The organism is Roseiflexus sp. (assembly GCF_057785375.1).
Genome location: NZ_JBYNRX010000104.1, coordinates 1 through 23,523 on the forward strand (window position 1 = coordinate 1; position 23,523 = coordinate 23,523).

General features: G+C 60.7%; 25 protein-coding genes. 23 read left to right on the plus strand and 2 right to left on the minus strand.

Annotated elements, in window-relative coordinates; genetic code table 11:
• The first annotated feature begins 189 nt into the window (after positions 1-189).
• The 23 genes from AC3EA7_RS20915 to AC3EA7_RS21025 all read left to right on the plus strand — a co-directional run bounded on the left by AC3EA7_RS20915 (position 190) and on the right by AC3EA7_RS21025 (position 21,062).
• Positions 190-330 (plus strand): hypothetical protein, encoded by a 141-nt coding sequence (locus AC3EA7_RS20915; RefSeq protein ID WP_488616016.1) that lies wholly within the window; start codon positions 190-192, stop codon positions 328-330.
• A 122-nt stretch (positions 331-452) separates the two neighbouring features.
• The gene (locus tag AC3EA7_RS20920; RefSeq protein ID WP_488616017.1) at positions 453-716 is read left to right on the plus strand and encodes a hypothetical protein; all 264 of its coding nucleotides are present in this window, start codon (positions 453-455) and stop codon (positions 714-716) included.
• A gap of 120 nt (positions 717-836) precedes the next feature.
• Positions 837-1,163 (plus strand): GIY-YIG nuclease family protein, encoded by a 327-nt coding sequence (locus tag AC3EA7_RS20925; protein WP_488616018.1) that lies wholly within the window; start codon positions 837-839, stop codon positions 1,161-1,163.
• Between the two features lie 116 nt (positions 1,164-1,279).
• Positions 1,280-3,823: a GIY-YIG nuclease family protein gene (locus tag AC3EA7_RS20930; RefSeq protein WP_488616019.1), complete on the plus strand. Its 2,544-nt coding sequence runs from the start codon at positions 1,280-1,282 to the stop codon at positions 3,821-3,823.
• Positions 3,824-3,945: 122 nt separating this feature from the next.
• A complete protein-coding gene (locus AC3EA7_RS20935; protein WP_488616020.1) occupies positions 3,946-4,170 on the plus strand; it encodes a type II toxin-antitoxin system Phd/YefM family antitoxin in 225 nt (74 codons plus the stop codon).
• On the plus strand, positions 4,167-4,553 hold the full coding sequence (locus tag AC3EA7_RS20940; RefSeq protein ID WP_488616021.1) for a type II toxin-antitoxin system VapC family toxin: 387 nt from the start codon (positions 4,167-4,169) through the stop codon (positions 4,551-4,553). The genes AC3EA7_RS20935 and AC3EA7_RS20940 overlap by 4 nt, the downstream gene beginning before the upstream one ends.
• 201 nt (positions 4,554-4,754) lie before the next feature.
• Positions 4,755-6,008, plus strand: a complete 1,254-nt coding sequence (locus AC3EA7_RS20945) for a hypothetical protein (RefSeq protein ID WP_488616022.1) — start codon at positions 4,755-4,757, stop codon at positions 6,006-6,008.
• Positions 6,009-6,220: 212 nt separating this feature from the next.
• On the plus strand, positions 6,221-8,443 hold the full coding sequence (locus tag AC3EA7_RS20950; protein ID WP_488616023.1) for an FdhF/YdeP family oxidoreductase: 2,223 nt from the start codon (positions 6,221-6,223) through the stop codon (positions 8,441-8,443).
• Positions 8,444-8,454: 11 nt separating this feature from the next.
• The gene (fdhD, locus tag AC3EA7_RS20955) at positions 8,455-9,318 is read left to right on the plus strand and encodes a formate dehydrogenase accessory sulfurtransferase FdhD (protein WP_488616024.1); all 864 of its coding nucleotides are present in this window, start codon (positions 8,455-8,457) and stop codon (positions 9,316-9,318) included.
• Between the two features lie 232 nt (positions 9,319-9,550).
• A complete protein-coding gene (gene aceB, locus AC3EA7_RS20960; RefSeq protein WP_488616025.1) occupies positions 9,551-11,122 on the plus strand; it encodes a malate synthase A in 1,572 nt (523 codons plus the stop codon).
• A 21-nt stretch (positions 11,123-11,143) separates the two neighbouring features.
• Positions 11,144-12,430: an isocitrate lyase gene (gene aceA / locus AC3EA7_RS20965; protein ID WP_488616026.1), complete on the plus strand. Its 1,287-nt coding sequence runs from the start codon at positions 11,144-11,146 to the stop codon at positions 12,428-12,430.
• A gap of 113 nt (positions 12,431-12,543) precedes the next feature.
• Positions 12,544-13,050, plus strand: coding sequence for a GNAT family N-acetyltransferase (locus tag AC3EA7_RS20970; RefSeq protein ID WP_488616027.1), 507 nt, complete (start codon positions 12,544-12,546; stop codon positions 13,048-13,050).
• Between the two features lie 177 nt (positions 13,051-13,227).
• On the plus strand, positions 13,228-14,025 hold the full coding sequence (locus AC3EA7_RS20975; RefSeq protein WP_488616028.1) for a heme ABC transporter ATP-binding protein: 798 nt from the start codon (positions 13,228-13,230) through the stop codon (positions 14,023-14,025).
• Between the two features lie 10 nt (positions 14,026-14,035).
• Positions 14,036-15,124, plus strand: a complete 1,089-nt coding sequence (locus AC3EA7_RS20980; protein WP_488616029.1) for a heme/hemin ABC transporter substrate-binding protein — start codon at positions 14,036-14,038, stop codon at positions 15,122-15,124.
• Positions 15,121-16,197, plus strand: a complete 1,077-nt coding sequence (locus AC3EA7_RS20985; protein WP_488616030.1) for a FecCD family ABC transporter permease — start codon at positions 15,121-15,123, stop codon at positions 16,195-16,197. Before AC3EA7_RS20980 ends, AC3EA7_RS20985 begins: the two co-directional genes overlap by 4 nt.
• A 20-nt stretch (positions 16,198-16,217) precedes the next feature.
• Positions 16,218-16,601, plus strand: a complete 384-nt coding sequence (locus tag AC3EA7_RS20990) for a hypothetical protein (RefSeq protein WP_488616031.1) — start codon at positions 16,218-16,220, stop codon at positions 16,599-16,601.
• A gap of 41 nt (positions 16,602-16,642) precedes the next feature.
• The gene (locus AC3EA7_RS20995; RefSeq protein WP_488616032.1) at positions 16,643-17,608 is read left to right on the plus strand and encodes a cytochrome c biogenesis protein; all 966 of its coding nucleotides are present in this window, start codon (positions 16,643-16,645) and stop codon (positions 17,606-17,608) included.
• Entirely contained in the window at positions 17,605-17,928 is a 324-nt protein-coding gene (locus AC3EA7_RS21000) for a hypothetical protein (RefSeq protein ID WP_488616033.1), read from the plus strand. The genes AC3EA7_RS20995 and AC3EA7_RS21000 overlap by 4 nt, the downstream gene beginning before the upstream one ends.
• 20 nt (positions 17,929-17,948) lie before the next feature.
• Positions 17,949-18,308, plus strand: a complete 360-nt coding sequence (locus AC3EA7_RS21005) for an antibiotic biosynthesis monooxygenase family protein (protein WP_488616034.1) — start codon at positions 17,949-17,951, stop codon at positions 18,306-18,308.
• A 23-nt stretch (positions 18,309-18,331) separates the two neighbouring features.
• On the plus strand, positions 18,332-19,297 hold the full coding sequence (locus tag AC3EA7_RS21010; protein WP_488616035.1) for an iron chelate uptake ABC transporter family permease subunit: 966 nt from the start codon (positions 18,332-18,334) through the stop codon (positions 19,295-19,297).
• A gap of 82 nt (positions 19,298-19,379) precedes the next feature.
• On the plus strand, positions 19,380-19,763 hold the full coding sequence (locus AC3EA7_RS21015; RefSeq protein WP_488616036.1) for a hypothetical protein: 384 nt from the start codon (positions 19,380-19,382) through the stop codon (positions 19,761-19,763).
• Positions 19,760-20,287, plus strand: coding sequence for a hypothetical protein (locus AC3EA7_RS21020; protein ID WP_488616037.1), 528 nt, complete (start codon positions 19,760-19,762; stop codon positions 20,285-20,287). The genes AC3EA7_RS21015 and AC3EA7_RS21020 overlap by 4 nt, the downstream gene beginning before the upstream one ends.
• A gap of 58 nt (positions 20,288-20,345) precedes the next feature.
• On the plus strand, positions 20,346-21,062 hold the full coding sequence (locus tag AC3EA7_RS21025) for a metal-dependent transcriptional regulator (RefSeq protein WP_488616038.1): 717 nt from the start codon (positions 20,346-20,348) through the stop codon (positions 21,060-21,062).
• Between the two features lie 94 nt (positions 21,063-21,156).
• Here AC3EA7_RS21025 and AC3EA7_RS21030 read toward each other — a convergent pair whose 3' ends face one another.
• On the minus strand, positions 21,157-22,350 hold the full coding sequence (locus tag AC3EA7_RS21030; RefSeq protein ID WP_488616039.1) for a cytochrome P450: 1,194 nt from the start codon (positions 22,348-22,350) through the stop codon (positions 21,157-21,159).
• 110 nt (positions 22,351-22,460) lie between these two features.
• Entirely contained in the window at positions 22,461-23,426 is a 966-nt protein-coding gene (locus AC3EA7_RS21035) for a threonine/serine dehydratase family protein (RefSeq protein WP_488616040.1), read from the minus strand.
• Positions 23,427-23,523: the final 97 nt, after the last annotated feature.

Genomic DNA, 23,523 nt, shown 5'->3' on the forward strand with positions numbered 1-23,523 from the left:
CGCTGATCAGCCCTGCCAAGGTATTCAGGTGGCGGGCAAGGTTGCCTTGCGGTTCGTGGGGGTAGAGCCGGTTCAAGGCTTGGCGGATGGCACGGTATCGGCGTACGTTGTCGCTCATGATTCCTCCTAGGGCTGGGACTCACCATGGAGTATACCATAAGTCAACCCCCAGAAAAAAAGTGTACGGTAGTGAACCAAAAATACGGGCTGACCGCTGAAGAAATCGCCTTCATTGAAAAGATGGTGCGCCCTATGCCCGCCGATGACAACGACGCAGCTGCCAAGACTGCCGCCGAAGACGAACCCAACGGAGAAAATGGCAATGAGTGAGTTCTTCCCACCGCGCCTAAACCATGCCTGGCATTTCGGCCGCCCGTCATTTCGAGCCTGCGGAGCAGGCGAGAAATCCTGTCCCCCAAGGCGCAAGATTTCTCGCGGCTGCGCCGCTCGAAATGACAACAGTCGCGGCTGCGCCGCTCGAAATGACAACAGTCGCGGCTTTGTCGCTCGAAATGACAGTGGCGGCTGCGCCGCTCGAAACGACGTTCGACCGCCTGTCATTTCGAGCCTGCGGAGCAGGCGAGAAATCCTGTCCCCCAAGGCGCAAGATTTCTCGCGGCTGCGCCGCTCGAAATGACAGTCGCGGCTGCGCCGCTCGAAATGACAGTGGCGCTGCGCCGCTCGAAATGACAGTGGCGCTGCGCCGCTCGAAATGACAGTGGCGGCTGCGCCGCTCGAAATGACAGTGGCGGCTGCGCCGCTCGAAATGACAACAGTCGCGGCTGCGCCGCTCGAAATGATGCGGTCAAGCCGCTTTGCGGCGAAGGAGAAACCTTATGAAAGACCGCAACTTCTACGTGTACATTCTTACTAATTGGAACAACAAGGTCATGTATGTTGGTATGACCAACAATCTTGAACGCAGGTTGTACGAACACAAGAACAAGTTGGTGGATGGCTTCACCAAAAAGTACAACGTAAACAAGCTGGTGTATTACGAGCACGTGACGGATGTCCGCGCTGCCATTGCCAGAGAAAAGGAAATCAAAAAGTGGCGTCGGGAAAAGAAAAACAGATTGGTCATGACCATGAATCCGGAATGGAAAGATTTGAGTTTGGAGTGGCATGTCATTTCGACGAGCGCCAGCGAGGAGAAATCTTAATCCTTGTTGGTGAGATTTCTCGCTTCGCTCGAAATGACAACAGGGGCCTGATGTGACAACAGGCATGAGGAATGATAAAGCCTTTTTAATGCCACAAGCATAGGAAAGAAAGGCACATGACAAACGACTTCTTCCCCCGCCGGCCCAAGGTCGCGCCTAAAATCTACGCCTACGAAGACACCAATCCGCAGTACGCGGGCTTGCTCAAGGTAGGCTACACCACCAAAAGCGTGCAGGAGCGGGTGGCGGCGCAGTATCCGACCCTGCGCCCCGGGCCGCTGCCCTACCGCATTGTGCTGGAAGAAGACGCTATTCGCAACGACGGCACAACCTTCACCGACCGCGATGTGCACCGCATGCTGCGCATCAACGGTATCAAGCAGGAAGGCGGCGAGTGGTTCCGCTGCACGGTGGAGCAGGTCAAGGCGGCGATCAACGCCTTGCGGCAAGGGCAGTTGCTGGAAGAGCAGCGCAGCCAGGACTTCGGCCTGCGTCCCGAGCAGGAAGCCGCCATCCAGAAGACCATGGCCTACTTCCAGAGCTACCGCCGCGAAAACGGCAAGCCGCCGCACTTCCTCTGGAACTGCAAGATGCGCTTCGGCAAGACCTTTGCCGCCTATCAACTGACCAAGCACATGGATTGGAAAAAGGTGCTCGTGCTGACCTTCAAGCCCGCCGTGCAGAGCGCCTGGGAAGAGGACCTGCGTACGCATGTGGATTTTGAGGGCTGGCAGTTCATCAAGCCTGGGGGTTTGACCTACGAAAAGGCCGATAAATCCAAGCCCATTGTCTGTTTCGGCTCGTTTCAAGATTACCTGGGCCGCAATCCCTCCACCGGCGGCATCAAGACCAAGAACGAATGGGTGCACACCACCCACTGGGACTGCGTCATCTTCGACGAATACCACTACGGCGCCTGGCGCGAGAAAGCCAAAGACCTGTTCGAGGCCGAGGACGAGCGCGAGCGCCAAGCCGCCGAAGGCGAAGCCATTGACTACTTCGAGGAAGACATCCTTCCCATCACGTCGAATCACTACCTGTATCTCTCCGGCACGCCCTTCCGCGCCATCGCCAGCGGCGAGTTCATTGAAGAGCAGATTTACAACTGGACTTACTCCGACGAGCAGCGCGCCAAGGCTGAGTGGGATGAGACGAAAGGCCCTAACCCCTACGCCGCCCTGCCGCGCATGGTGCTGATGACCTACCAGTTGCCGGAGGACATTCGGCAGGTGGCCCTGCAGGGCGAGTTCAACGAGTTCGACCTGAATGTGTTCTTCTCCGCCGAGGGCGTCGGCGACAAGGCGAAATTCAAATACGAGGCCGAGGTGCAAAAGTGGTTGGATTTGATTCGCGGCGTGTATCTTCCGGCCAGCATTGACGACCTAAAGTTGGGGCGCGATCGGCGTCCGCCTTTGCCGTTTTCGGACGTGCGTTTGCTTTCGGCGCTGACCCATACGCTGTGGTTCTTGCCCAGCGTGGCCGCCTGCTACGCCATGCGCGACCTGCTCGCGCAGCGGCAAAACCGTTTCTATCACGACTACAAGGTGATTGTCGCCGCCGGCGCGTCAGCCGGCATTGGCGCCGCTGCCCTGCCGCCCGTGCTGGAGGCGATGGGCAATCCGCTGGAGACGAAGACCATCACCCTCACCTGCGGCAAACTGACCACCGGCGTTACCGTGCGCCCCTGGACAGGCATCTTCATGCTGCGCAATTCCTCCAGCCCGGAGACCTACTTCCAAGCCGCCTTCCGCGTGCAAAGCCCCTGGACGCTCACCAACCCCGACGGGCTGTCGCCAAACGAGGAACTGATTCTCAAGTCGGAGTGCTACGTCTTCGACTTCGCGCCCGACCGCGCCCTGCGTCAGATTGCCGATTACAGCACCCGCCTCAACGTCAACGAAGACGACCCGGAGCAGAAGGTTGAAGAATTCATCCGTTTCTTGCCGGTGCTGGCCTATGACGGCACTTCGATGCGCCAGATTGATGCCGCCGGCGTGCTGGAGATGGCGATGAGCGGCACCACGGCCACCCTGTTAGCGCGGCGCTGGGAGAGCGCCCTGCTGGTCAACGTGGATAACGACACCCTGCGGCAACTGATGGCCAACGAGCAAGCCATGCGGGCGCTGATGAGTATCGAGGGCTTCCGCAACCTGAATCAGGACATCGAGACCATCATCAACAAATCTGAGGCGGTCAAAAAGGCCAAGCGCGAAACCAACGAACGCAAACTCTCCCGCGAGGAGAAGCGGCAACTCACGGAAGAGGAGAAAGAATTCAAGAGCAAGCGCAAGGAAATCCAAGAGAAGCTCATCAAGTTTGCCACGCGCATTCCCATCTTTCTCTATCTCACCGATTACCGCGAGCGCACGCTGCGTGATGTGATTACCCAACTGGAACCAGAGTTGTTCAAGCGTGTAACCGGCATTACCAAGCAAGACTTTGAGTTGTTGGTGAGTTTGGGTGTTTTTAACAGCGCTTTGATGAACGATGCAGTGTACAAGTTTAAGCGCTACGAAGACCCCAGCCTGGTCTATGTGGGCGTCAATCGGCACGAGGGAGAAGATATCGGTCTGTACGACACGGTGCTGCGGCGGCAGGAATACGGAGCGACATTCGTCAATGAGGCCGTTGAAAGTGAAAGTTACCAAAAACGGCCATGAAATGAAGATGAGAAGGGGCTAACAATGGGTTGCAGCCCACACGCTCCGCGTGCGGCTGAACCCGACCGTTAGCCAGCGCAAGGCAACGCAATGCACGACGAGAACTCAGGAAGGTGAATAAAATGCTCAAAGTCAATTTAGAAGAAGCGAAAGGTCGTTTGCTCGAATTGATTAACGCCGTGTTAAGAGGGGAAACGGTACTGATAATCAAAGACCTTCAAGAAGCCGTACAACTGGCGCCTGTGACCTCTGTCGTACACCGCCAATTCGGGAGTGCAAAAGGATTGATTGTTATGGCGGACAATTTTGATGCACCTCTCCCTGACCTTAACGCGTATATGCCATGAGACTACTCCTCGATACGCACGCTTTCCTTTGGTTTATCGGCGGGGATGAGCGCCTCAGCCCAAGTGCACGGGCATTGATTGAAGACATAAGCAACGATGTTTATCTCAGTGTTGCCAGTCTGTGGGAGATGGCGATCAAGATCAGTCTTGGCAGATTGCAATTGGCACAACCTTTTGAGACGTTCATTCCGCACCAATTGAGCGTGAATCGAATCGGGCTGCTTGGTATCACGCTTAGCCATACGGCAAAGGTCGTGACCTTGCCTTTTCATCATCGCGATCCATTTGATCGTTTACCGGTAGCACAAGCTCAAGTCGAGCAGATGTCCCTGGTGAGTAGTGATGCGGCATTTGATTCCTATGGCATTATGCGCTTGTGGTGAGCGAAAGACAAATGCGCTGGCTAACCAGCGTATGCACCCGACAGGCTTCGCCTCGCTGCGCTCGGTCGCAGCGGCTGATCTCGGTGCCGTTTGCCTGCCTCGTCTCTGTGTATGGCTCAGAAACCTGAATTTTGCGGTATGATAGCGGCGATAATGGCTTTCTGACGAGGAGAAAGACCTTATTACGGTCAATCGTAGCCAATGACCATTATCCGACGTATCGTTCAGTTCTTCGCCCTCCTCTGCACTATTCCCCTCCTGCTCATCCAGCTTCGGCTCTATCTGCCGCCGGCGGACGTGGCGGGACCGGGGCGGATTCCGCCGGATGTCGTGGCGCAACTGCGGTTTTTGCGCGGCGCGCTGGATCGCGGCGCTGGCGAGGAGATGCAGCAGCTCTTCCCTGAAGGGTTCTTCTTCAGCCACGTGTTGTATGGTCTCGCCTGGGTCGATGCCGGCGCTGCGGTCGCCGCCGACGACCCGCTGCGCGCGCAGGCGATCGCGGAGGCGTGGCGGGCTGCCGGCCAACTGGATTCGCCGGCGGCGCTCGCGCCGTTCACTCCTGCTCTCGATCCGCCATTCGGGGTGTTCGTCGTTGGCTGGGGGACGTGGCTGCGCACGGGAATCCTGGCGCTTGAGGCGCCCGATCAACGTGCGCCGGAACGGGTGGCGCGGGTTGCTGCCGATTGTGAGGCGTTGAGCGCCGCCTTTGCCCGCAGCGCCACGCCGTTTCTCACCTCCTACCCCAATCAGGCATGGCCCGTCGATAGCGTGGTTGGCATTGCTGCGCTGCGGCGCTGCAATGACCTGTTCGAGGCGCGTTACAGCGATGTGATTGCGCGCTGGATTGCAATGGCGCGGGAGCGGATCGACCCGGCGACCGGGCTGCTCTCGCACCGCGCCGATCCGCAGAGCGGGCAACCGATCAATGGCGCACGCGGTTCGTCGCAGAGCATCATCGCGCGTTTTCTTCCGGCAGTCGATCCAGAATGGGGATTGGATCAATACCGGCGTTTCCGGGCGCAGTTCGTCACGACCGTTGCAGGGTTGCCGGGGGTGCGCGAGTATCCGCACGGGCAGGAGGGCGCTGGTGATGTGGACTCCGGTCCACTGCTGGCGGGGGTCAGTCTGTCGGCAACGACCGTGACGCTGGGCGCGGCGCGCGCGTGGGGCGATGTCCGCCTGGCGGAACCGCTGCGGTTTGGCGGCGAGTTCCTGGGCATGGGGATCGAGATTGGCGGCGAGAAACGCTACGCGCTGGGGGTGTTGCCGGTCGGCGACGCATTTCTGGCATGGTCGAAAGCCGCGCCGCTCCGACCCGAAGTGCAACCGGTCGATGCGTTCGACGAAGTCGCCCCCTGGTGGTGGCGATTGCCGCTCCATGCCGTCAGCCTGGCGCTGATCGCCCTGATCTGGCTGCCATTGCGCCGGTCGTCCTCCCGTCCGCCCGGCGGCTGATGGACTTTGAATAATTATTCCGCTATCCGCCTTCCCGCCCGGCGACTGAAGTCGCGGGCTATGGAAAGCGAAGCCCGCCGGCGCGGGCTTGACCGCGCGATGCCAGCTTGCTTTCTCAAACCCCATAAGGTCGTCCGTCTCAACGAGGGCTTGATCCCTGGTACAATACGTGGTAGTCGTCCCCTTTTCTCCGCAACTGCGAAGGAGGCGCTATGAAACTGCGCGGCTTCAACCCCGCTACGTGGGTCAGCCTTGTTCCGAATGGGCTGGGCCACGTGAAGCCGAACCATTACTGGGAAATTGTGCGCACCTTCTGGGAGAACCGCGATAACCTCGGCGCTGCGTGGCGCATCCTGCGCGACGGCGTGTGTGATGGGTGCGCCCTCGGCACTGCCGGTCTGCGCGATTTTACGATGGATGGCATTCATCTCTGTACGGTGCGATTGAACCTGCTGCGGCTCAATACCATGCCGCCGCTCGACATCCGCCAGCTTGATGATGTCGCCGGGCTGCGCGCCCTGAATGGCAGGCAACTGCGCACCCTCGGTCGCCTCCCGTACCCGATGATCCGCCAGCGCGGCGATGCTGGCTTCCGGCGCATCACGTGGGATCAGGCGCTCGACCTGATCGCTGACCGCATACGCGCAACCGATCCGCGGCGCGTGGCGTTCTACCTGACCTCGCGCGGCATTACGAACGAAACGTACTATGTGGCGCAGAAGGCGGCGCGCTTTCTCGGCACGAACAATGTGGATAACGCCGCGCGGTTGTGCCACGCCCCCAGCACGACCGCCATGAAGCAGACGCTTGGCGTGGCGGCGTCGACGTGCAGTTACCGCGATTGGATCGGAACCGATGCCCTGGTCTTCATCGGCAGCGACGCGCCGAACAATCAACCGGTCACGACCAAGTATCTCTACTATGCGAAGCAGCAGGGTACGCGCATTTTTGTGGTGAACCCGTGCCGCGAGCCAGGGCTGGAACGCTATTGGGTGCCGAGCGTCTTCGAGAGCGCGCTGTTTGGCACCCGTCTCGCCGACCGTTTCTTCCAGATCCATACCGGCGGCGATATTGCATTCCTGAATGGAACGCTCAGGCATCTGATCGAAAACGACTGGATCGACCGCGCTTTCATTGAGGAGCATGCCAGCGGTTTTGCGCAGGTGAAAGCGCATCTTGAAACGCAATCGTGGGAACTGCTGGAGCGCGCCAGCGGCGCGAGCCGCGAGGAGATGCGCGCCTTTGCTGAGATACTGGCGCAGGCGAAGAGCGCTGTTTTCGTCTGGAGCATGGGCGTTACTCAGCATGAACACGGCGTCGAGAATGTCAAAGCAATCCTGAACCTGGCGCTGGCGCGCGGCTTTATCGGGCGCGAGTTCTGCGGCGTCATGCCGATCCGCGGGCACAGCGGCGTTCAGGGAGGCGGCGAAATGGGGTGCACCGCCGCCACCTTCCCCGGCGGACGACCGGTGAATGACGAGCAGGCGCGCTGGTTGAGCGCCCAGTGGGGGTTCGATGTGCCGGCATGGAAGGGGCTGACCTGCGGCGACATGCTCGATGCGGCGCACGCCGGCGCGATCGACGTGTTCTATGCGGCAGGTGGTAATTTTCTCGACACGCTACCCGACCCGGAGTACATTCGCGCGGCGCTGACACGCCCGACGCTGCGGGTGCATCAGGACATCATTCTAACCTCGCAGATGCTGGTCGATCCGGCGGACACGGTTATTCTGCTGCCCGCCGCCACGCGCTATGAGCAGTGCGACGGCGGTACCGAAACTAGCACCGAGCGTGAGGTCATCTTTTCACCGCAGATCGTGTCGCCGCCGGCAGAAGCGCGCAGTGAGTGGGAAATCTTCATGCAAGTGGCGGAACGGGTAACGCCGGAGCGCGCCCATCTCGTTCACTTTGACAGCGGGCAGCAGATTCGCGACGAGATTGCGCGCATCGTGCCGGAGTACGACGGCATTCAGCGGTTGCGGCGCACCGGCGACCATGTGCAATGGGGCGGGCGCATCCTGTGCCGTGATGGAGTCTTCGCCACTTCCGACGGTCGCGCAGTGATGACGCCGCTGACGCCGCCAGACACGTCGCTGCCCCATGGCGCCTTTCTGCTCCGAACCCGCCGTGGCAAGCAGTTTAACTCGCTCATCCACGGCGAGCGCGACCCGCTCAACGGCGCGCGGCGCGACGATATGCTCATCAACCCGGACGATGCCGCCGCACTGGGCGTGCGCGAAGGCGACATGGTGCTCATCCGGTCGGAAGCGGGCGAAATGCGGGCGCGGGTGAAGTACGCGCCGATGAAACCGCGCAACGTGCAGGTCCACTGGCCCGAAGGGAACGTCCTGATCGCATCCCATCGCCGCGATCCCGACTCCGGCGTGCCCGCGTACAAAGCGATTGTGACCGTGCAGCGGCTGGATCATGCGTGAGGGAGATCGCCATGCTCACCCAACCCAACGTGCAACGGCGCACCGTCATCCGGGTGCGCGACGGACGACCGACACGCGACCGGGATACGCTGGTCGTCGAAGAGCCGCTGGAGATCCGCCTGGCGCTTCACAGCGCTGACGGAACGCACATCATCCCACTGACGACAATCATGCGCACGCCGGGTGAAGATTTCGAGCTGGCTGCCGGATTCCTGTTCAGCGAAGGGATCGTGCGCGCGCGTGACGACATCGCAACCATTCGTTACTGCGCCGATCCAGACAGTGATGCAGAGTCGCGCTTCAATACCCTCACGGTTGACCTGCGCCCGGGGGTGCAACCCGATCTGACCCATGCCCGGCGTCTGTTCTATATCTCATCATCGTGCGGCGTCTGCGGCAAAGCGTCGCTCGAGGCGTTGCGTACTCGCGGTTGTGCGCCGCTGCCCGACGATGATGGACTGCGCGTCTCGCTTCCGGTCGTGGCCGGCATGGATGCTGCACTCCGCCGCGCGCAGGCGCTCTTCCAGAAAACCGGCGGGCTGCACGCCGCCGCGCTCTTTGACGCTGACGGCGATCTCCTTGCGCTTCACGAGGACATTGGACGGCACAATGCAGTGGATAAACTGATCGGCGTGCATCTGCTCCAGGGGCGTCTTGCCGCATTGAACCGGGCGATCCTGCTGGTCAGCGGGCGGGCGGGCTTCGAGATTCTGCAGAAAGCGCTGATGGCGCGCATCCCGGTGGTCGCAGCGGTCGGCGCGCCATCGACGCTGGCGGCGACCCTGGCGCAGCGGTTCAATATGACTCTGATCGGATTCCTGCGCGGCGCGGCGTTCAATGTGTACGCCGGCGCACAGCGAATCCCAATAGAGTGATTGAATTTCCTTATTGGACCGCCCTTTTTCCCCTCTTTTCGCCTGATCGTTCTCATAACGCAGTGCAACATAGGGTATACTGAAAGCACCGTCGCGCAGAGCACCGGTGTATTATGAAACATTACATTCGGTCTACCGAACGGCGTAGGCTGGTCTCCCTTCGCGCGACGCAAGATTGTAACCGGCGTCACTAATATAGAGAGTGCGCCTGGTTGTTTCAAGGAGGAAAACAGTGGACACACCGCAGCGTGTCGAAATCCTCGGTCCGACCAGACCAGAGTGGTCGGAGATCCTCTCGGTTGAAGCGCTCGATTTTGTGGCCGCCCTGGCGCGTCAGTTCGAGCATCGCCGGCGTGCTTTGCTTGCGGTGCGCGAACAGCGCTGGGCGAACATCAGAGCGGGCGCAATGCCTGATTTTTTGACCCAGACGGCAGAGATTCGCGGCGGCGACTGGAAGGTGGCGTCGATCCCCGCCGATTTTTCGAACCGGCGGGTGGAGATTACCGGTCCAACCGACCGGCGTATGGTGATCAACGCCCTCAACTCCGGCGCGCAGGTGTTCATGGCGGATTTTGAGGACGCGAATGCGCCAACGTGGGAGAATATGGTCGAGGGGCAGCGCAACCTGCGCGATGCCGTGCGCCGGACGATCACGTTCGTCAGTCCAGAGGGGCGTGAGTATCGTCTGAACGACGTCACCGCCACGCTGGCAGTGCGTCCGCGTGGCTGGCATCTCGTCGAGAAGCATCTGCACGTCGACGGCGAGCCGGTGGCCGGCGCGTTTTTCGATTTCGGCCTCTACTTCTTCCACAACGCACACGAGTTGATCCGGCGCGGCAGCGGTCCGTACTTCTATCTGCCGAAGATGCAGAGCCATCTGGAAGCCCGACTGTGGAACGATGTGTTCCATTTTGCGCAAGAGCGGCTTGGCATTCCGCACGGCACGATCCGCGCCACCGTGCTGATTGAACATATCCTGGCGGCGTTCGAGACGGAAGAAATCCTGTACGAATTGCGCGAACACAGCAGCGGGTTGAACCTGGGACGCTGGGACTATATCTACAGTTTCATCAAGACGTTCAATCATCGCAACGATTGGATCTTCCCGGATCGCGCGCAGGTGACCATGACGACGCATTTCCTGCGTTCGGCGGCGGAACTCGTGGTCTATTCCTGCCATAAGCACGGCGCCCACGCGCTGGGCGGCATGTCGGCATTCATTCCGAACCGGCGTGAGCCGGAGATTACCGGGCGTGCGCTGGCGCAGGTGCGCGCCGACAAAGAACGCGAGGCAAAGCAGGGGTTCGACGGCGCCTGGGTGGCGCATCCCGATCTGGTGCCAACCGTGCTCGAAGTCTTCGACACTGCGTATCAGGGCGACCATCAGATCCATTATGTGCCGGAGGTGCACGTGACCGCTGCCGATCTGCTGACGATCCCGCAGGGGACGATCACGGAAGCAGGGTTGCGCAACAATATCAACGTCGCCTTGCAGTATATCGAGGCATGGTTGGGTGGCCGCGGCGCAGTGGCAATTTTCAACCTGATGGAAGATGTGGCGACGGCTGAGATCGCACGCTCGCAGATCTGGCAGTGGGTGCGGTACAACGCCAGACTGGACGATGGGCGCGCCATCGATGCGGCTATGTACAAGACCCTGCGTGACGAAGAATTGCATTCGCTCGTCTCAGCGCGCACCGGCGATCACCACTTTGCGCTGGCGGCTGAGTTGCTCGACGAACTGACGCTGTCGCGCGAGTTCGTCGAGTTCCTGACCATCCCCGGCTACCGTCGTCTGGATTAGGGTGCACAAAGGAGTGTTGCTATGGCTACGTTCCATCGAGACCAGGAAATCGCCGATCTGGAGCGCAGGTGGGCGACCGATCCGCGCTGGCAGGGCATCCGCCGTGACTACAGCGCCGCCAATGTGGTGCGTTTGCGCGGTACGTTGAAGGTTGAGCATACTCTGGCGAGTGTGGGAGCGCGCCGGCTGTGGGACCTGTTGCAGACCGAGCCGTATGTCGCCACATTTGGCGCGCTCACCGGCGCGCAGGCGACGCAGATGGTGCGCGCCGGTCTCAAGGCGATCTACATGAGCGGCTGGCAGGTCGCCGCCGATGCAAACCTGGCGGGACAGACCTATCCCGACCAGAGTCTCTACCCGTCGAACAGTGTCCCGGCGCTGGTGCGCCGCATCAACAATGCGCTGATGCGCGCCGACCAGATCCATGCGATGGAAGGGAAAAATGACATCTACTGGTATGCGCCGATTGTTGCTGATGCTGAGGCGGGCTTTGGCGGTCCGCTGCACGCCTTTGAATTGACGAAGGCGCTGATCGAAGCGGGTGCGGCGGGGGTCCACTTTGAGGATCAACTGGCGTCGGAAAAGAAGTGCGGGCATCTGGGCGGCAAAGTGCTCGTGCCGACGGCGCAGTTCATCCGCACGCTGACGGCGGCGCGCCTGGCAGCCGATGTGCTCGACGTGCCGACAGTGCTCGTCGCGCGCACCGATGCGCAGGCGGCGACGCTGCTCCTCTCTGATGCCGATGAGTACGATCGGCCCTTCATCACCGGCGAACGCACGCCGGAAGGGTTCTATCGCGTGAAGAGCGGTCTGGACGCGGCGATTGCGCGCGGTCTGGCGTATGCGCCGTATGCCGACCTGATCTGGTGTGAGACGGCGCATCCCGATCTCGACGAAGCGCGCCGGTTCGCCGAAGGCATCCATGCAAAGTTCCCCGGCAAGATGCTGGCGTACAATTGCTCGCCATCGTTCAACTGGAAGCGGAACCTGGACGACGCGACGATTGCGAAGTTCCAGCGTGAATTGGCGGCGATGGGGTACAAGTTCCAGTTCATTACGCTGGCTGGCTGGCATATGATCAACTACCACGCCTTTGAGCTCGCCAAAGCCTATGTCGCCGAGGGAATGACCGCCTATGTGCGATTGCAGCAGGCGGAGTTTGCCGCCGAGCAGGAAGGGTATACGGCAACCCGGCATCAGCACGAGGTGGGAACAAGCTACTTCGATGAGGTCTCCACCATTATCTCTGGCGGTCTGTCCTCAACGACTGCGCTCGCCGGTTCGACGGAGGAAGAGCAGTTCCATTGATGGCGCCGTTGGGTCGGTTGGGTCCGGTCACGTCGGGGTTGGTCATGTCGGGGTCGGTTATGTCGGGGCAGGTCTGAGACCTGCCCCTACTGCGTGTTGTGTTGAAAAACGCCATGCAATACGGCACACCCGTGATTCGCTCCTTCACCGCTGGTGACCTCGATCCACTCTTGCCGCTGGTCGAGGCGCTCCACACCGGCGACGGCGATCCCTTCGATCCGCAATGCACCCGCGATGCCTTTCGTGCGTTGCTGGATCACCCGGAGTATGGCGTCGTTCACATCGCCGTCGTTGATGGCGACATCGCCGGGTATATTGTCGGGTCGCTGGGCCTGTCGATCGAAGCGGGCGGACGTTTCCTGCTGATCGATGAGTTATATGTGACGCCTGCGTGTCGCGGGCGCGGCCTGGCGCGTGCGCTGCTGGCGAGCCTGCTGCCCTATGCGCGCGCGCATGGCTGCCGCACAGTGGAACTCGAGGTCGGCTGGGAGAACGACCGCGCCCGCGCCTGGTACGAACGGCTCGGTTTTGAGCGGCATCGTCGCTTCTTCTGCTCCACTACAGTTGAAACGCTGAGCCTGCGCTTGCACGGCGGCAGCGGCTACTCCTTGCTTCAGTAAACGTGATGGGTTCGACTTCACACCTTCGTATGCGCTAGTCCGCTTTCCTCAATTTCTACTTGACGAATAGTATTTATTAGACTATACTAATCTCCGGCGTTAGCAATTCACATTGAGCATTTTCTATCCTGTCGAACACCATGCGAGGCTTTGCCACGCCTGGATCTGGGGGATTGTGTGTCTGCTCCGATCATCGAAGCGTGCGCACTCAGCTATCACACTGACGGTCGCTGCCTGATCGATGGGGTGTCCCTGGCGGTCAACGCTGGCGAGGTAGTGGCAATTGTCGGCCCCAATGGTGCAGGGAAGAGTACGCTGCTCGGCCTGCTTGCCGGAGATCTGCAACCAACTGCGGGTCAGGTGATGTTGAATGGCGTTTCGCTGGCACGGCTGCCAGCGTCCGCTCAGGCGTTGCAACGTGCAGTGTTGCGCCAGCGCATCAGTGTAACGTTTCCCTTTACCACCTTCGAGGTGGTGATGATGGGGCGCGCACCGCATCTGCGCGGAAGGGCGGAAGGGCAGGCAGATATCGCTATTGTGCAGGAGGCCCTTGCCCACACCGAAATGTTGCCATTTGCGCGACGGTTGTTTCCGACCCTCTCCGGCGGCGAACAGACCCGTGCCAGTATCGCGCGGATACTGGCGCAGCAGGCGCCGCTGCTGCTGCTTGATGAACCAACCGCTGCGCTCGATCTGCGCCACCAACACGCGGCGCTGTGCCTGGCGCGCGCAACCGCTCACAAGGGCGGGGCTGCGATCATCGTGCTCCATGACCTCAACCTGGCAGCTGCATATGCTGACCGGATCGGTCTCCTGCACCAGGGACGGCTTGTCGCCATTGGCGTTCCTTGGGAGGTGCTGCGTGCCGAGGTGTTGAGTGATGTCTACGGTATTCCGGTGACGGTCTGTCCGCATCCGCATACGGGCGTTCCATTGCTGCTGACATTCCCTGATCATCAGTCTTTACTCGCGTAAGGAGGCGTATATGACGCCCTGGAAATCGGGTCGCCATTCATCCGCAACAAGACGCCGACCGCGTCGGATGTTCCTTGGTTTCAGCCTGGCGTGTGCGGCGCTGCTTACCGCCTGTGGGACACCGTCGTCCTCTAGTGGGGCGCCGCCCGCCGAAACGATGTTGCCCGCGCCGGTGTCGCTTCCCGCTCCATCCGTGGGTCTATCTGTTGGCAGAGAGACTGTGCCAGGAGAGGCGGAACCGCAGCTTCCGGCAACCGTTGTCGATTATCAGGGGGAACAGGTCACCATTACGTCGATCGAGCGAATCGTCAGTCTGAATGGCGACATTGCCGAGATTATTTTTGCGCTTGGCATGGGAGATTACATCGTCGGCGTCGATAGCAGCGCCACCTATCCACCCGAACGGACAAAGACGCTGCCTAACATCGGCTATCAACGGCGGTTGAGCGCTGAAGGCATCCTGGCGCTCAATCCGACGCTCATTATCGGCGATGAGGCTGCCGGTCCGCCGGAGGCGCTGGCGCAGATCCGCGCCGCAGGCGTGCCGGTGGCGATCACTGCCGACCCGCCAACCCTCGATGCCCCAATGCAGAAGATTCGGTTCGTCGCGCAGGCGCTCGGCATCCCGCAGCGTGGTGAACGCCTTGCAGCGCAGGTCGAAGCCGAGATCGCCCGCGCACGCGACCTGGCAAACCGGATTTCAAACCCGCCGCATGTTCTCTTCCTCTACCTGCGCGGTACGGATGTGCAGCAGGTGGCTGGCAGTAGGACGCCGGTCGATGTGATGATTACCGCTGCTGGCGGGCTTAACGCGGGCGCTGAGGCGGGGATTGCGGAGTTTAAGCCGCTCAGCCCCGAAGTGGTTGTTGCGGCGCAACCTGACGTTATTCTGGTGCTGGAGAAAGGGTTGGAGTCGGTCGGCGGCGTCGATGGCCTGCTGACCATCCCGGGTCTTGCCGATACGCCGGCCGGGAAACAGCGCCACATTATTGCACTCGATGACCTCTACCTGCTTGGTATGGGTCCGCGCACCGGGCAGGCGCTTGCCGATCTCGCAATCGCGTTTTATGAGATTGCCTCACAGGAGAACCGACCGTGAGCGCAGCATCGACGGTTCAGCCACACGCAGCGTTGCGCTATCGGTCTGGATGGCGACGTATCGGGTTGCTGCCAGCGCTGTTCCTGCTGCTGCTGACGACCTTGCTCCTTGGCGCAGGTGTCGGACCCGTCGCTGTGCCACCGGATGTGATCGGCGCGGTTTTGCTCAAAAAGCTCGGCATTCTGATCGATGTTTCCGTCAGCCCGCAACAAGAGGCGATCTTCTGGACGATTCGCCTGCCGCGGGTGTTGCTTGGCATGCTGGTCGGCTCAGGGATGGCGGTGAGCGGCGCCCTGCTTCAGGGAGTGTTTCGCAACCCGCTGGCTGACCCTGGCTTGATCGGCGTCAGCAGCGGCGCGGCGCTCGGCGCTGTGACGGTGATCGTACTCGGCATATCGTCGTTCGGGTTGATGACCCTGCCGCTGGCGGCATTCCTTGCCGGCGCGGCAACGACGTTTTTCGTTTATCGGCTGGCGCAGCGTCACGGACGCACCGATGTAGCGACTCTGCTCCTCGTCGGGCTGGCGCTTAACGCGCTGGCTGGCGCAACGACCGGGTTGCTGACTTACCTGGCGGATGATGCGCAACTCCGTTCGATTGTCTTCTGGACGATGGGTGGGTTAGGGGGCGCGCTCTGGGAGACCCTGATCGTTGCAGCGCCATGGATTGGGCTGGCGTTGTTGCTGGCGCCGCGTCTGGGATGGGCGCTTAATCTGTTTGCGCTTGGTGAAAGCGAGGCGCGCCATCTAGGTATCGACGTCGAACAAGTAAAGCGTGCGGTCATTCTGCTGGCGGCGCTCGCCACCGGCACTGCCGTGGCACTTGCCGGCCCGATTGGCTTTATCGGCTTGATCGTTCCACATATTGTGCGCCTGATTGCCGGACCGGATCATCGGTTTTTGTTGCCTGCCTGCGCGCTTGGGGGCGCCAGCCTGCTGATCCTGGCAGATCTGCTGGCGCGCATAATGGCGGCGCCTGCCGAAATTCCGGTTGGGCTGATCACTGCCTTTGCAGGAGGACCGTTCTTTCTGGCGCTGATCCTGCGCGCCAGACGACAGTACGGCTGGGGATGATTGCGTGACCGGAGTATGCTATGAATTTTCGTCTCGCCCCGTATCGTGTGCTAGCGCACAATGGGCGCAACTGGCATGTTCTGCTCCTGAGCGATGGACGATTGCAATTGGATTTCGGTCCGTTGGCGGTGGCTGTGCATCAGGATGATTTCAGTCTGATGCATGGTCTGGCGGAGGCGGCAGTGCAGAACGACACAGTGGCTGCGGGGTGTGTTGCGCACGCCGGCGTCGAGCGCAGCATCTGGATTGACCAGAAGTATGGAGCGCTGCTTCTGGCGTTTGATAACGTCGTTCTGCGTTTTATGCCTCAAGAATTGCTCGTATTTGTGCAACTCTGCCGCGAGGCAAGCCAGAAACTGGATCTGACGCCTATCCCGCTACCACTGGCATTTGACAATAACTGAGGCGTGTCTGGCATTGTGCCCTACGAAAGGAAAGCATGGGTATGGCTCAACGACTCGGATCCATAGGGAAACTGCTCGTTGGTGTGTGGCTGGCAGGGGTGATGATTGCAACATTCGTCGTTATCCCGCCGTACCAGGGTCTGGGTGATGCCGGACGGATCGTCATCGTCCATGTTCCGACCGCGTGGGTGGCAGTCATTGCGTTTACGATTTCGGCGGTCTACAGCGCCCTGTATCTCCGCCGGCGGCGTCCCGATGATGATGCGAAGGCGACTGCCGCTGCCGAAGGCGGGTTGATCTTCACTCTGCTGTCGACCCTGACCGGCATGGTTTTCTCGCAGATCGCCTGGGGTGTCTTCTGGAACTGGGACCCGCGCCAGGTGACGATCCTGATTCTGCTGCTGATTTACGCTGCGCTCTTTGCGCTGCGCAGCGCCATCGATGACCCGGAACGGCGGCGGCGTCTGGCGGCGGTCTACAGTCTGTTTGCGTTTGTGACGATGCCGTTCCTGATGTTCGTTGCACCGCGTATGGCGGATAGTACGCTGCATCCAAACTGCGCATTTATCAAAGGCAGCGACTGTGATGGCATTACGCTGAAGATCGGGCACGTCGGACAACTAGGCGATCAGAAAGTGCAACTGCTGGGGCTTGAGCGACAGGGAGACATTGTTGTGGCACAGGTGAAAGTCAGTACGCCGGGATTGGCGAGTGAGGCGATCTTGCGGCCTGGATACGACCTTGCATCACGTAGCTATACCGACCGACCGACGTTCCCCGGACAGCGTTTCACGCTGGCTATCGAGTCGGTTGATCTGGAGCGCGGCGAGGCGCGTATCAATATGGAAGCGCCGGGGAGCGGGCTGCTGGCGAATCAGCGTACACTGTGGGTCTTTCTGGCATCGAACCTTGGCTTCACAATGATGTTCATCTGGATGTTCCTGGTTCGTTCACAGGTCTTGAGTCTCGAAGTGCAGATTGCACAGCGAAAGGTGGCGCTGGCATGAGCGAGAGTACATCCGCAATCTACGTCTCGATGGCGACGGTGTTGTTGGTCTGGGTGACTATTGCCATCTACCTGGCGCAAGTTAGTGCGCAACTGCGTTCTCTGCAGCGTGATCTGAAGAGCGACCCGCCAGGATCGGCACAGCGACCGGAAGAAATGACTCCTCAACCGACTGCGGCGACGGAGTCGCCATCCGTCGCTGCCGATCAGTGGTCGTGGATGGCATGGTATGCAGCCCTGACATATGGATGCGTCGAGGCGCTCGGAGGGTTGCAATGGCTACGATCAGTCCCAAAAGCAGTTGGACGATGGGCGAAATGATCCCCAGAGGAGGAATGTACATGATTACCACTGCCAATCGAATTTTCGTCAACCCGGACTATGCCGATCTGTTCGAGGAGAACTTTCGCAATCGCGCCGGTCTGGTCGATAAAATGCCGGGATTTGTCAGCAATCAGTTGCTGCGTCCGGTCAATCCCGGCGATCCGTATATCGTTCTGACGGTCTGGGAGAGTCGGGAGCATTTTGAGAACTGGGTACGCTCGGATGCGTTTCGTCTGGGTCATGCGCGCTCGAACACGTTGCCCCCCGAAACCTTCAGCGCCCCCAGCAAACTGGAGTTGCACGAGGTCGTGCTTGATACCAGTCGTCCCGACCTGGTTCCCGAGCCGCGTGGCGAGCCATTCCGGGCGCATGGATGACTGTCGCCTGGTGGAGGTGTTTGATGGAACAAACGTTAGACTTACCGTCGAGCGCTTCAGGGAAAGGGTTTGTTCGACTCGGAGCGCTCAGCGGCGTGTTGCTCTGTATCCTGTTTGGAATGAGCCTGGCGCTTGGCGTCGTCATGCTCTCGCCGGAACGCCTGCTGACCGCAATCGTGGTACCGGCGTCCGACCCGATCGCAACGGCTATTTTGTTCAACATACGGCTTCCCAGAACGCTCCTGGCTTGCTGCGCCGGCGCTCTGGCGGCGTTTGCGACGCTGATCCTGAGCCGGATCGCCGGAGACGGAGAGGTTCACGATCCTGGGTGGAGTGGTGTGATGTCGCTGAGTGCGTTGGGTTCGATTGCTGCGTTCACAGTTACGGGAAATATGCAGTGGGCTATGCCGGGAGCGCTGATCGGCAGTGGAGTCGGTGTTGCGGCCTGTATCGTTGTGCTGCGCTGGTTGCCGCGCACACGGCAACGTCGAATCGTCGGAGTAAGCATTGCGATGCTTGCGCCAGCATTGGCATTTGCTCTGCTGATAAGCGATGTTCGGGTTGCCACCTGGGTGCGCTGGTCCCTCGGCAGCCTGGAGCAGCGCGACTGGCAGACGTGGAGTGGCGTTTGGGTTCTCTTTCTTATGACCGTACCGGTTGTGACAGGAAGTGTAGCCAAGCCGGGGCTGTCCTGGATGCGCTACGCAGGTGCGACACTGGCAGTCGCCGCTGTTGTTGTTGCCGTCGGCGCTATTGGGTGGATCGGGCAGACCGCAGTGCGGTTGGCGGGCCCTGTCGCCACGTCTGGCATTCAACAGATGATTGTCGTCGGGCTGTTGGGTGCGGTCCTGTTGCTCGGTGTCGATCTCGCGGCTCGAGGAGCGACAATGCTGTTGCCCTCGCCCGGCCTGGTGAGCGAGATGCCCGCAGGCGCGCTTCTGGCTGTGTTGAGCGTTGGGTCGTTCCTGATTGCGCGCATCAGAAAGTGACGTTTCCGTAAAGAGCCATGCTATAATCGATCCACCGCTGTATGAGCCAAAGCCTGAAAGAGGCCTGGAAACGGAAACCGCTATGGCAGTTGCAGATGCTGTTGATCGTGTGATGGCGCGGATGCTCTTTGTCACGCTGCCGCCGCCTGTCGAAGAAGAGGTGATGCCGGAAGAAGCGAAGGAAGGACGCACGATCGGGCTGGCGCTCGTCATCTCCGGGGTGCGCTGTACGTTGCAGTACCTGGTTCTGCCGGTTGTGCTGCCGCTCATCGGGCTGGCCGGCAGTTTTTCGCTGGTCGTCGCCATGGCGCTGGACCTGGTGGCGCTCTGGTTGCTCGTTTCGGGGTTGCGCTACCTCTGGCGCACGCGCCATCCGCACCGCTTCGACATGCTGCCGCTATCTGCCGCTATTCTGGCGATTATCGTCGGCTCGTTCGGCTATGATGTCTGGCGATTGATCTCATGATCGCACTCTTTCTCGCTTCCTTTGCCCTTCTGACAACGCTGTTGACGCTGCTGCGCCTGCATCTGGGGATTGCCAATGAGAACGGTTCACACGACCCCGCAACGCCGTTCGTCATTGATGATCCCACGCTCGCTCAGGCGATCTATGGTCGCCTCAGCGCAGCAGCGCCATCTGCGTACTACGCTTGGTCAGTCGCCGAAGCTGTTGGTGTCCGTGCGATGCTCCTCATTCCCGAAAACGAGTATCAATCCGGCTTCCGGGCGCATATCGTTCTCTTCGGTCCGGGTTTTCCTCCCGAAGGAGTGACGCCAGCAATGCACCTGGCGCCGCTGACCATCGCCGGGCGTACATATCGCCTGATTCAGACCCACGTGCCGCCACTGCCGGCTCCCGGCGCCTATCGGATTGAAGTTCGTTGCGATGCGGGGAGCGGTGTGTACTGTCTCTGTGTCGGCACGCGTGAAGCCGAGCATGCCGATGCCGCCATGCGCGCGCGGATCGCGCGTATGCTCGAGGGGACGTGATAGATCAGCAGCCTGATCGTCGCCGGCGACTGTGCATAGCGCAGAAACAGGACGTGCAATGACACTGAGGATCATGCATCTGAGCGGCTTCGATGGGACGAATATCAATCATAACGGAACGGACGGACTCGAACGCACCTGTCTGGAAGTCATTGCTGTGCTGAGTGAACGGCATGAGCCGGTTGCGATCCCGCAGATCGTTCACTGGATGCGTGCGCGAGCGCTGGCGCCGTCGGTAGTTCTTGCGCTGCAACGTCTCGAACAGAAACGCCTGATTCTATGCAGCGATGCGAACACCGTTCATTTGACGGATGAAGGCGAAGTTGCTGGCGCGCAGATCCTTCGCCGCCGCCGCTTGCTCGAACGTTTCCTCAACGATACGCTCAAAGTGCCCTGGCACGAAGTGTATCGTGAGGCGAAACACCTGGAACCGATCCTCTCGCCGGTTATGGAGGCGCGGATTGAAGCGCTTACCGCTCAGGCGACGACCTGCCCATATGGGAACCCCATTCCCGGACGCAGCGACGTGCATCCCGATGAACAATTGCTCATTACTGCGCCGGTCGACTCCTGGTTCGTCATTTCCCGCATTGACGAGGAAGCTGGAGAGGACAGTTGTGCGCTCCAGTTTCTCTGGACGCGCGGCTTGCGCTCTGGAACGCCGCTGATTCGGCGCCCCGACACGCACGACGGCATGGTGGTCCAGCGCGCCGACCGGCGGATTGTGCTTTCGCGCCGCATCGCGCGTTTTCTGTGGGGGCGAAGCAAACTGTAACAGCGTGTCTGAAAAAGTGAATTGGGTAGGCGAAGGCACTGCCTCCGCCTACCCAACTGCGCCTCAGAAAGCGAGTTTTCAGCCACACGCCAGATCACACGTGGATAGGCAGGCGCCTCAGCCCGCGCAGCCAGGTGACCGGTTTCCACTCCGGTTGATCGGTCGCAAGGCGGATCTGCGGCAGATGTTCCAGTATCTGCCTGAACGCAATCTGCGCCTCAATCCGCGCCAGCGGCGCGCCCAGGCAGTAGTGAATCCCTGATCCGAACCCCAGATGCGGGTTGGGATGGCGCGTGATGTCGAAGCGGTCCGGATCGGAAAAATGCGCCGGATCGCGGTTGGCGGCGCCAAACATCAGACTGATCTGCTGCCCCTGTTCGATCCGCTGCCCCGCGATCTCGAATGTCTCGGCGGCAAACCGCGGGGTCGAACGCTGCACCGGGCTTTCGTAGCGCAGCATCTCCTCGATGGCGGATGTCAGGTATTCCGGGTGTTGGCGCAGCAATGCCAGTTGTTCCGGGTGGCGCAGTAGGGTTAGCAACCCGTTGCCGATCAGGTTGACCGTCGTCTCGTGACCGGCGATCAGGAGCAGGACGCACATCCCCAGCAGTTCATCCTCACTCAGTTGGTCTCCGGCGTCGCGTGCGGCGATCAGGGCGCTGATCAGATCATCACGCGGCTGCCGGCGCCGCTGTGCAATCAGCGCCGTAAAGTAGGCGACCAGCGACGCCATCGCTTCCTGCGACCTGCGCGCCGCCTCCTCGCCGCCAAGCACCGAATCGCTCCCGATCATGACTTGATCCGACCATGCGCTGAATCGGTCGTGATCCTCGAACGGCACGCCAAGGAGTTCCGCAATGACCATAATCGGCAGGGGTCGGGCATAGTCTGCAATAAAATCCACCGTTCCGCGTTCACGAATACGCTTGAGCAGGTCCAGGCTCATCTGTTCGATACGCGGTTCGAGACTCTGGACGCGGCGCGGCGTAAAGGCATGACTCGCCAACCGCCGCAGCCGCGTGTGGTCGGGCGGGTCACGCTGCAACATCGCCCGGTCGAGCGGGGTCAGACTATCGGGTGGAGCAATGCGACTCGTATCTTTGAAGACCGGCGCATCGTGCAGCATGAACGTCACGTGGTCGTAGCGCGCAACGCACCACATGCCGCCGGGCGCATTGCTATGCGGCAGCCAGAAGACCGGCGTCTGCTCGATTAACCGCCGGTACATCGGGTAGGGATCGGCAAGAAACGTGGGGCTTGCCAGATCTGCGGCGATAGCATCGGTCATATCTCCGGGTTCTCCATCAGAAGGGCGTGAATACACTCACACAAGGGCGCAAAGGAATAGAGATGCTCCATCGTGACTTCGTGCCTTTGTATGATTACAACGTCCAATATTCAACGCTCTTTCCACAACGACGCCAGCAATGGCGGGTCGATATTGCCGCCGCACACGATAATTCCAACGCGCTGTGCCGCGTCCGGCAGGAGGCCGGCAAGTGCTGCGGCGATTCCAGCCGCGCCGCTCGGCTCGACGACCAGTTTCATGCGCAGCATCACAAAACGTATCGCCTCCCGGATCTCATCGTCGCTTACGGTGACAATCTGCGCAACGTGGCGCTGCACGATCGGAAACGTCAATACGCCGGGCGTCGTGACGCGCAGCCCATCGGCAATTGTGGCGGGCGGCGGGATGGTGATGCGCTCGCCTGCCTCCAGCGAGCGGCGCGTATCGTCGGCGTCGTCCGGTTCGACGCCAATGACCCGGAGGGCGGGGTTCACGCCGTGAGCGGCGATGGCGCAGCCGGAAATCAATCCGCCGCCGCCGATTGGCACAACCAGCGTGTCGATGCTATCGACCTGTTCGAGCAGTTCGAGCGCCGCTGTTCCCTGACCTGCCATGATGTGCGGGTGATCGTAGGGCGGCACGAGCGTTGCGCCACGCTCCTCGGCGATACGCTGCGCCAGCGCCGCGCGGTCGTCGCGCATGCGGTCGTAGAACACAATGTCAGCGCCATAGCTGCGGGTGGCGTCCACCTTGACCGCAGGCGCATCGGAGGGCATGCAGATGATGGCAGGCGTGTCGAGCAAGCGCGCAGCAAGGGCAACCCCCTGCGCATGGTTTCCCGACGAGTAGGCGACGACGCCACGCCGCCGCGCGTCGTCCGGCAGGCGGCTGATCATATTGTAGGCGCCGCGAAACTTGAATGCGCCGCCGCGTTGGAGATTTTCGCACTTGAGGAAGATGGCGCGCTTCGTCATCGCGTCGAGGGTGCGCGAGGTCGCCACCGGCGTCAGGTGAGCAATGCCGCGCAGACGATCGCGGGCGGCAAGAATGTCGGCAAACGAAATGGCATCTGGCATGGTTATGACTCCGCGCAGTCATCGTGTGTTGGCACAGCACTGACGACCGCCGCACTACATGGCGTCAGGAAGACGCAAACTCGACCCCGGACGACCA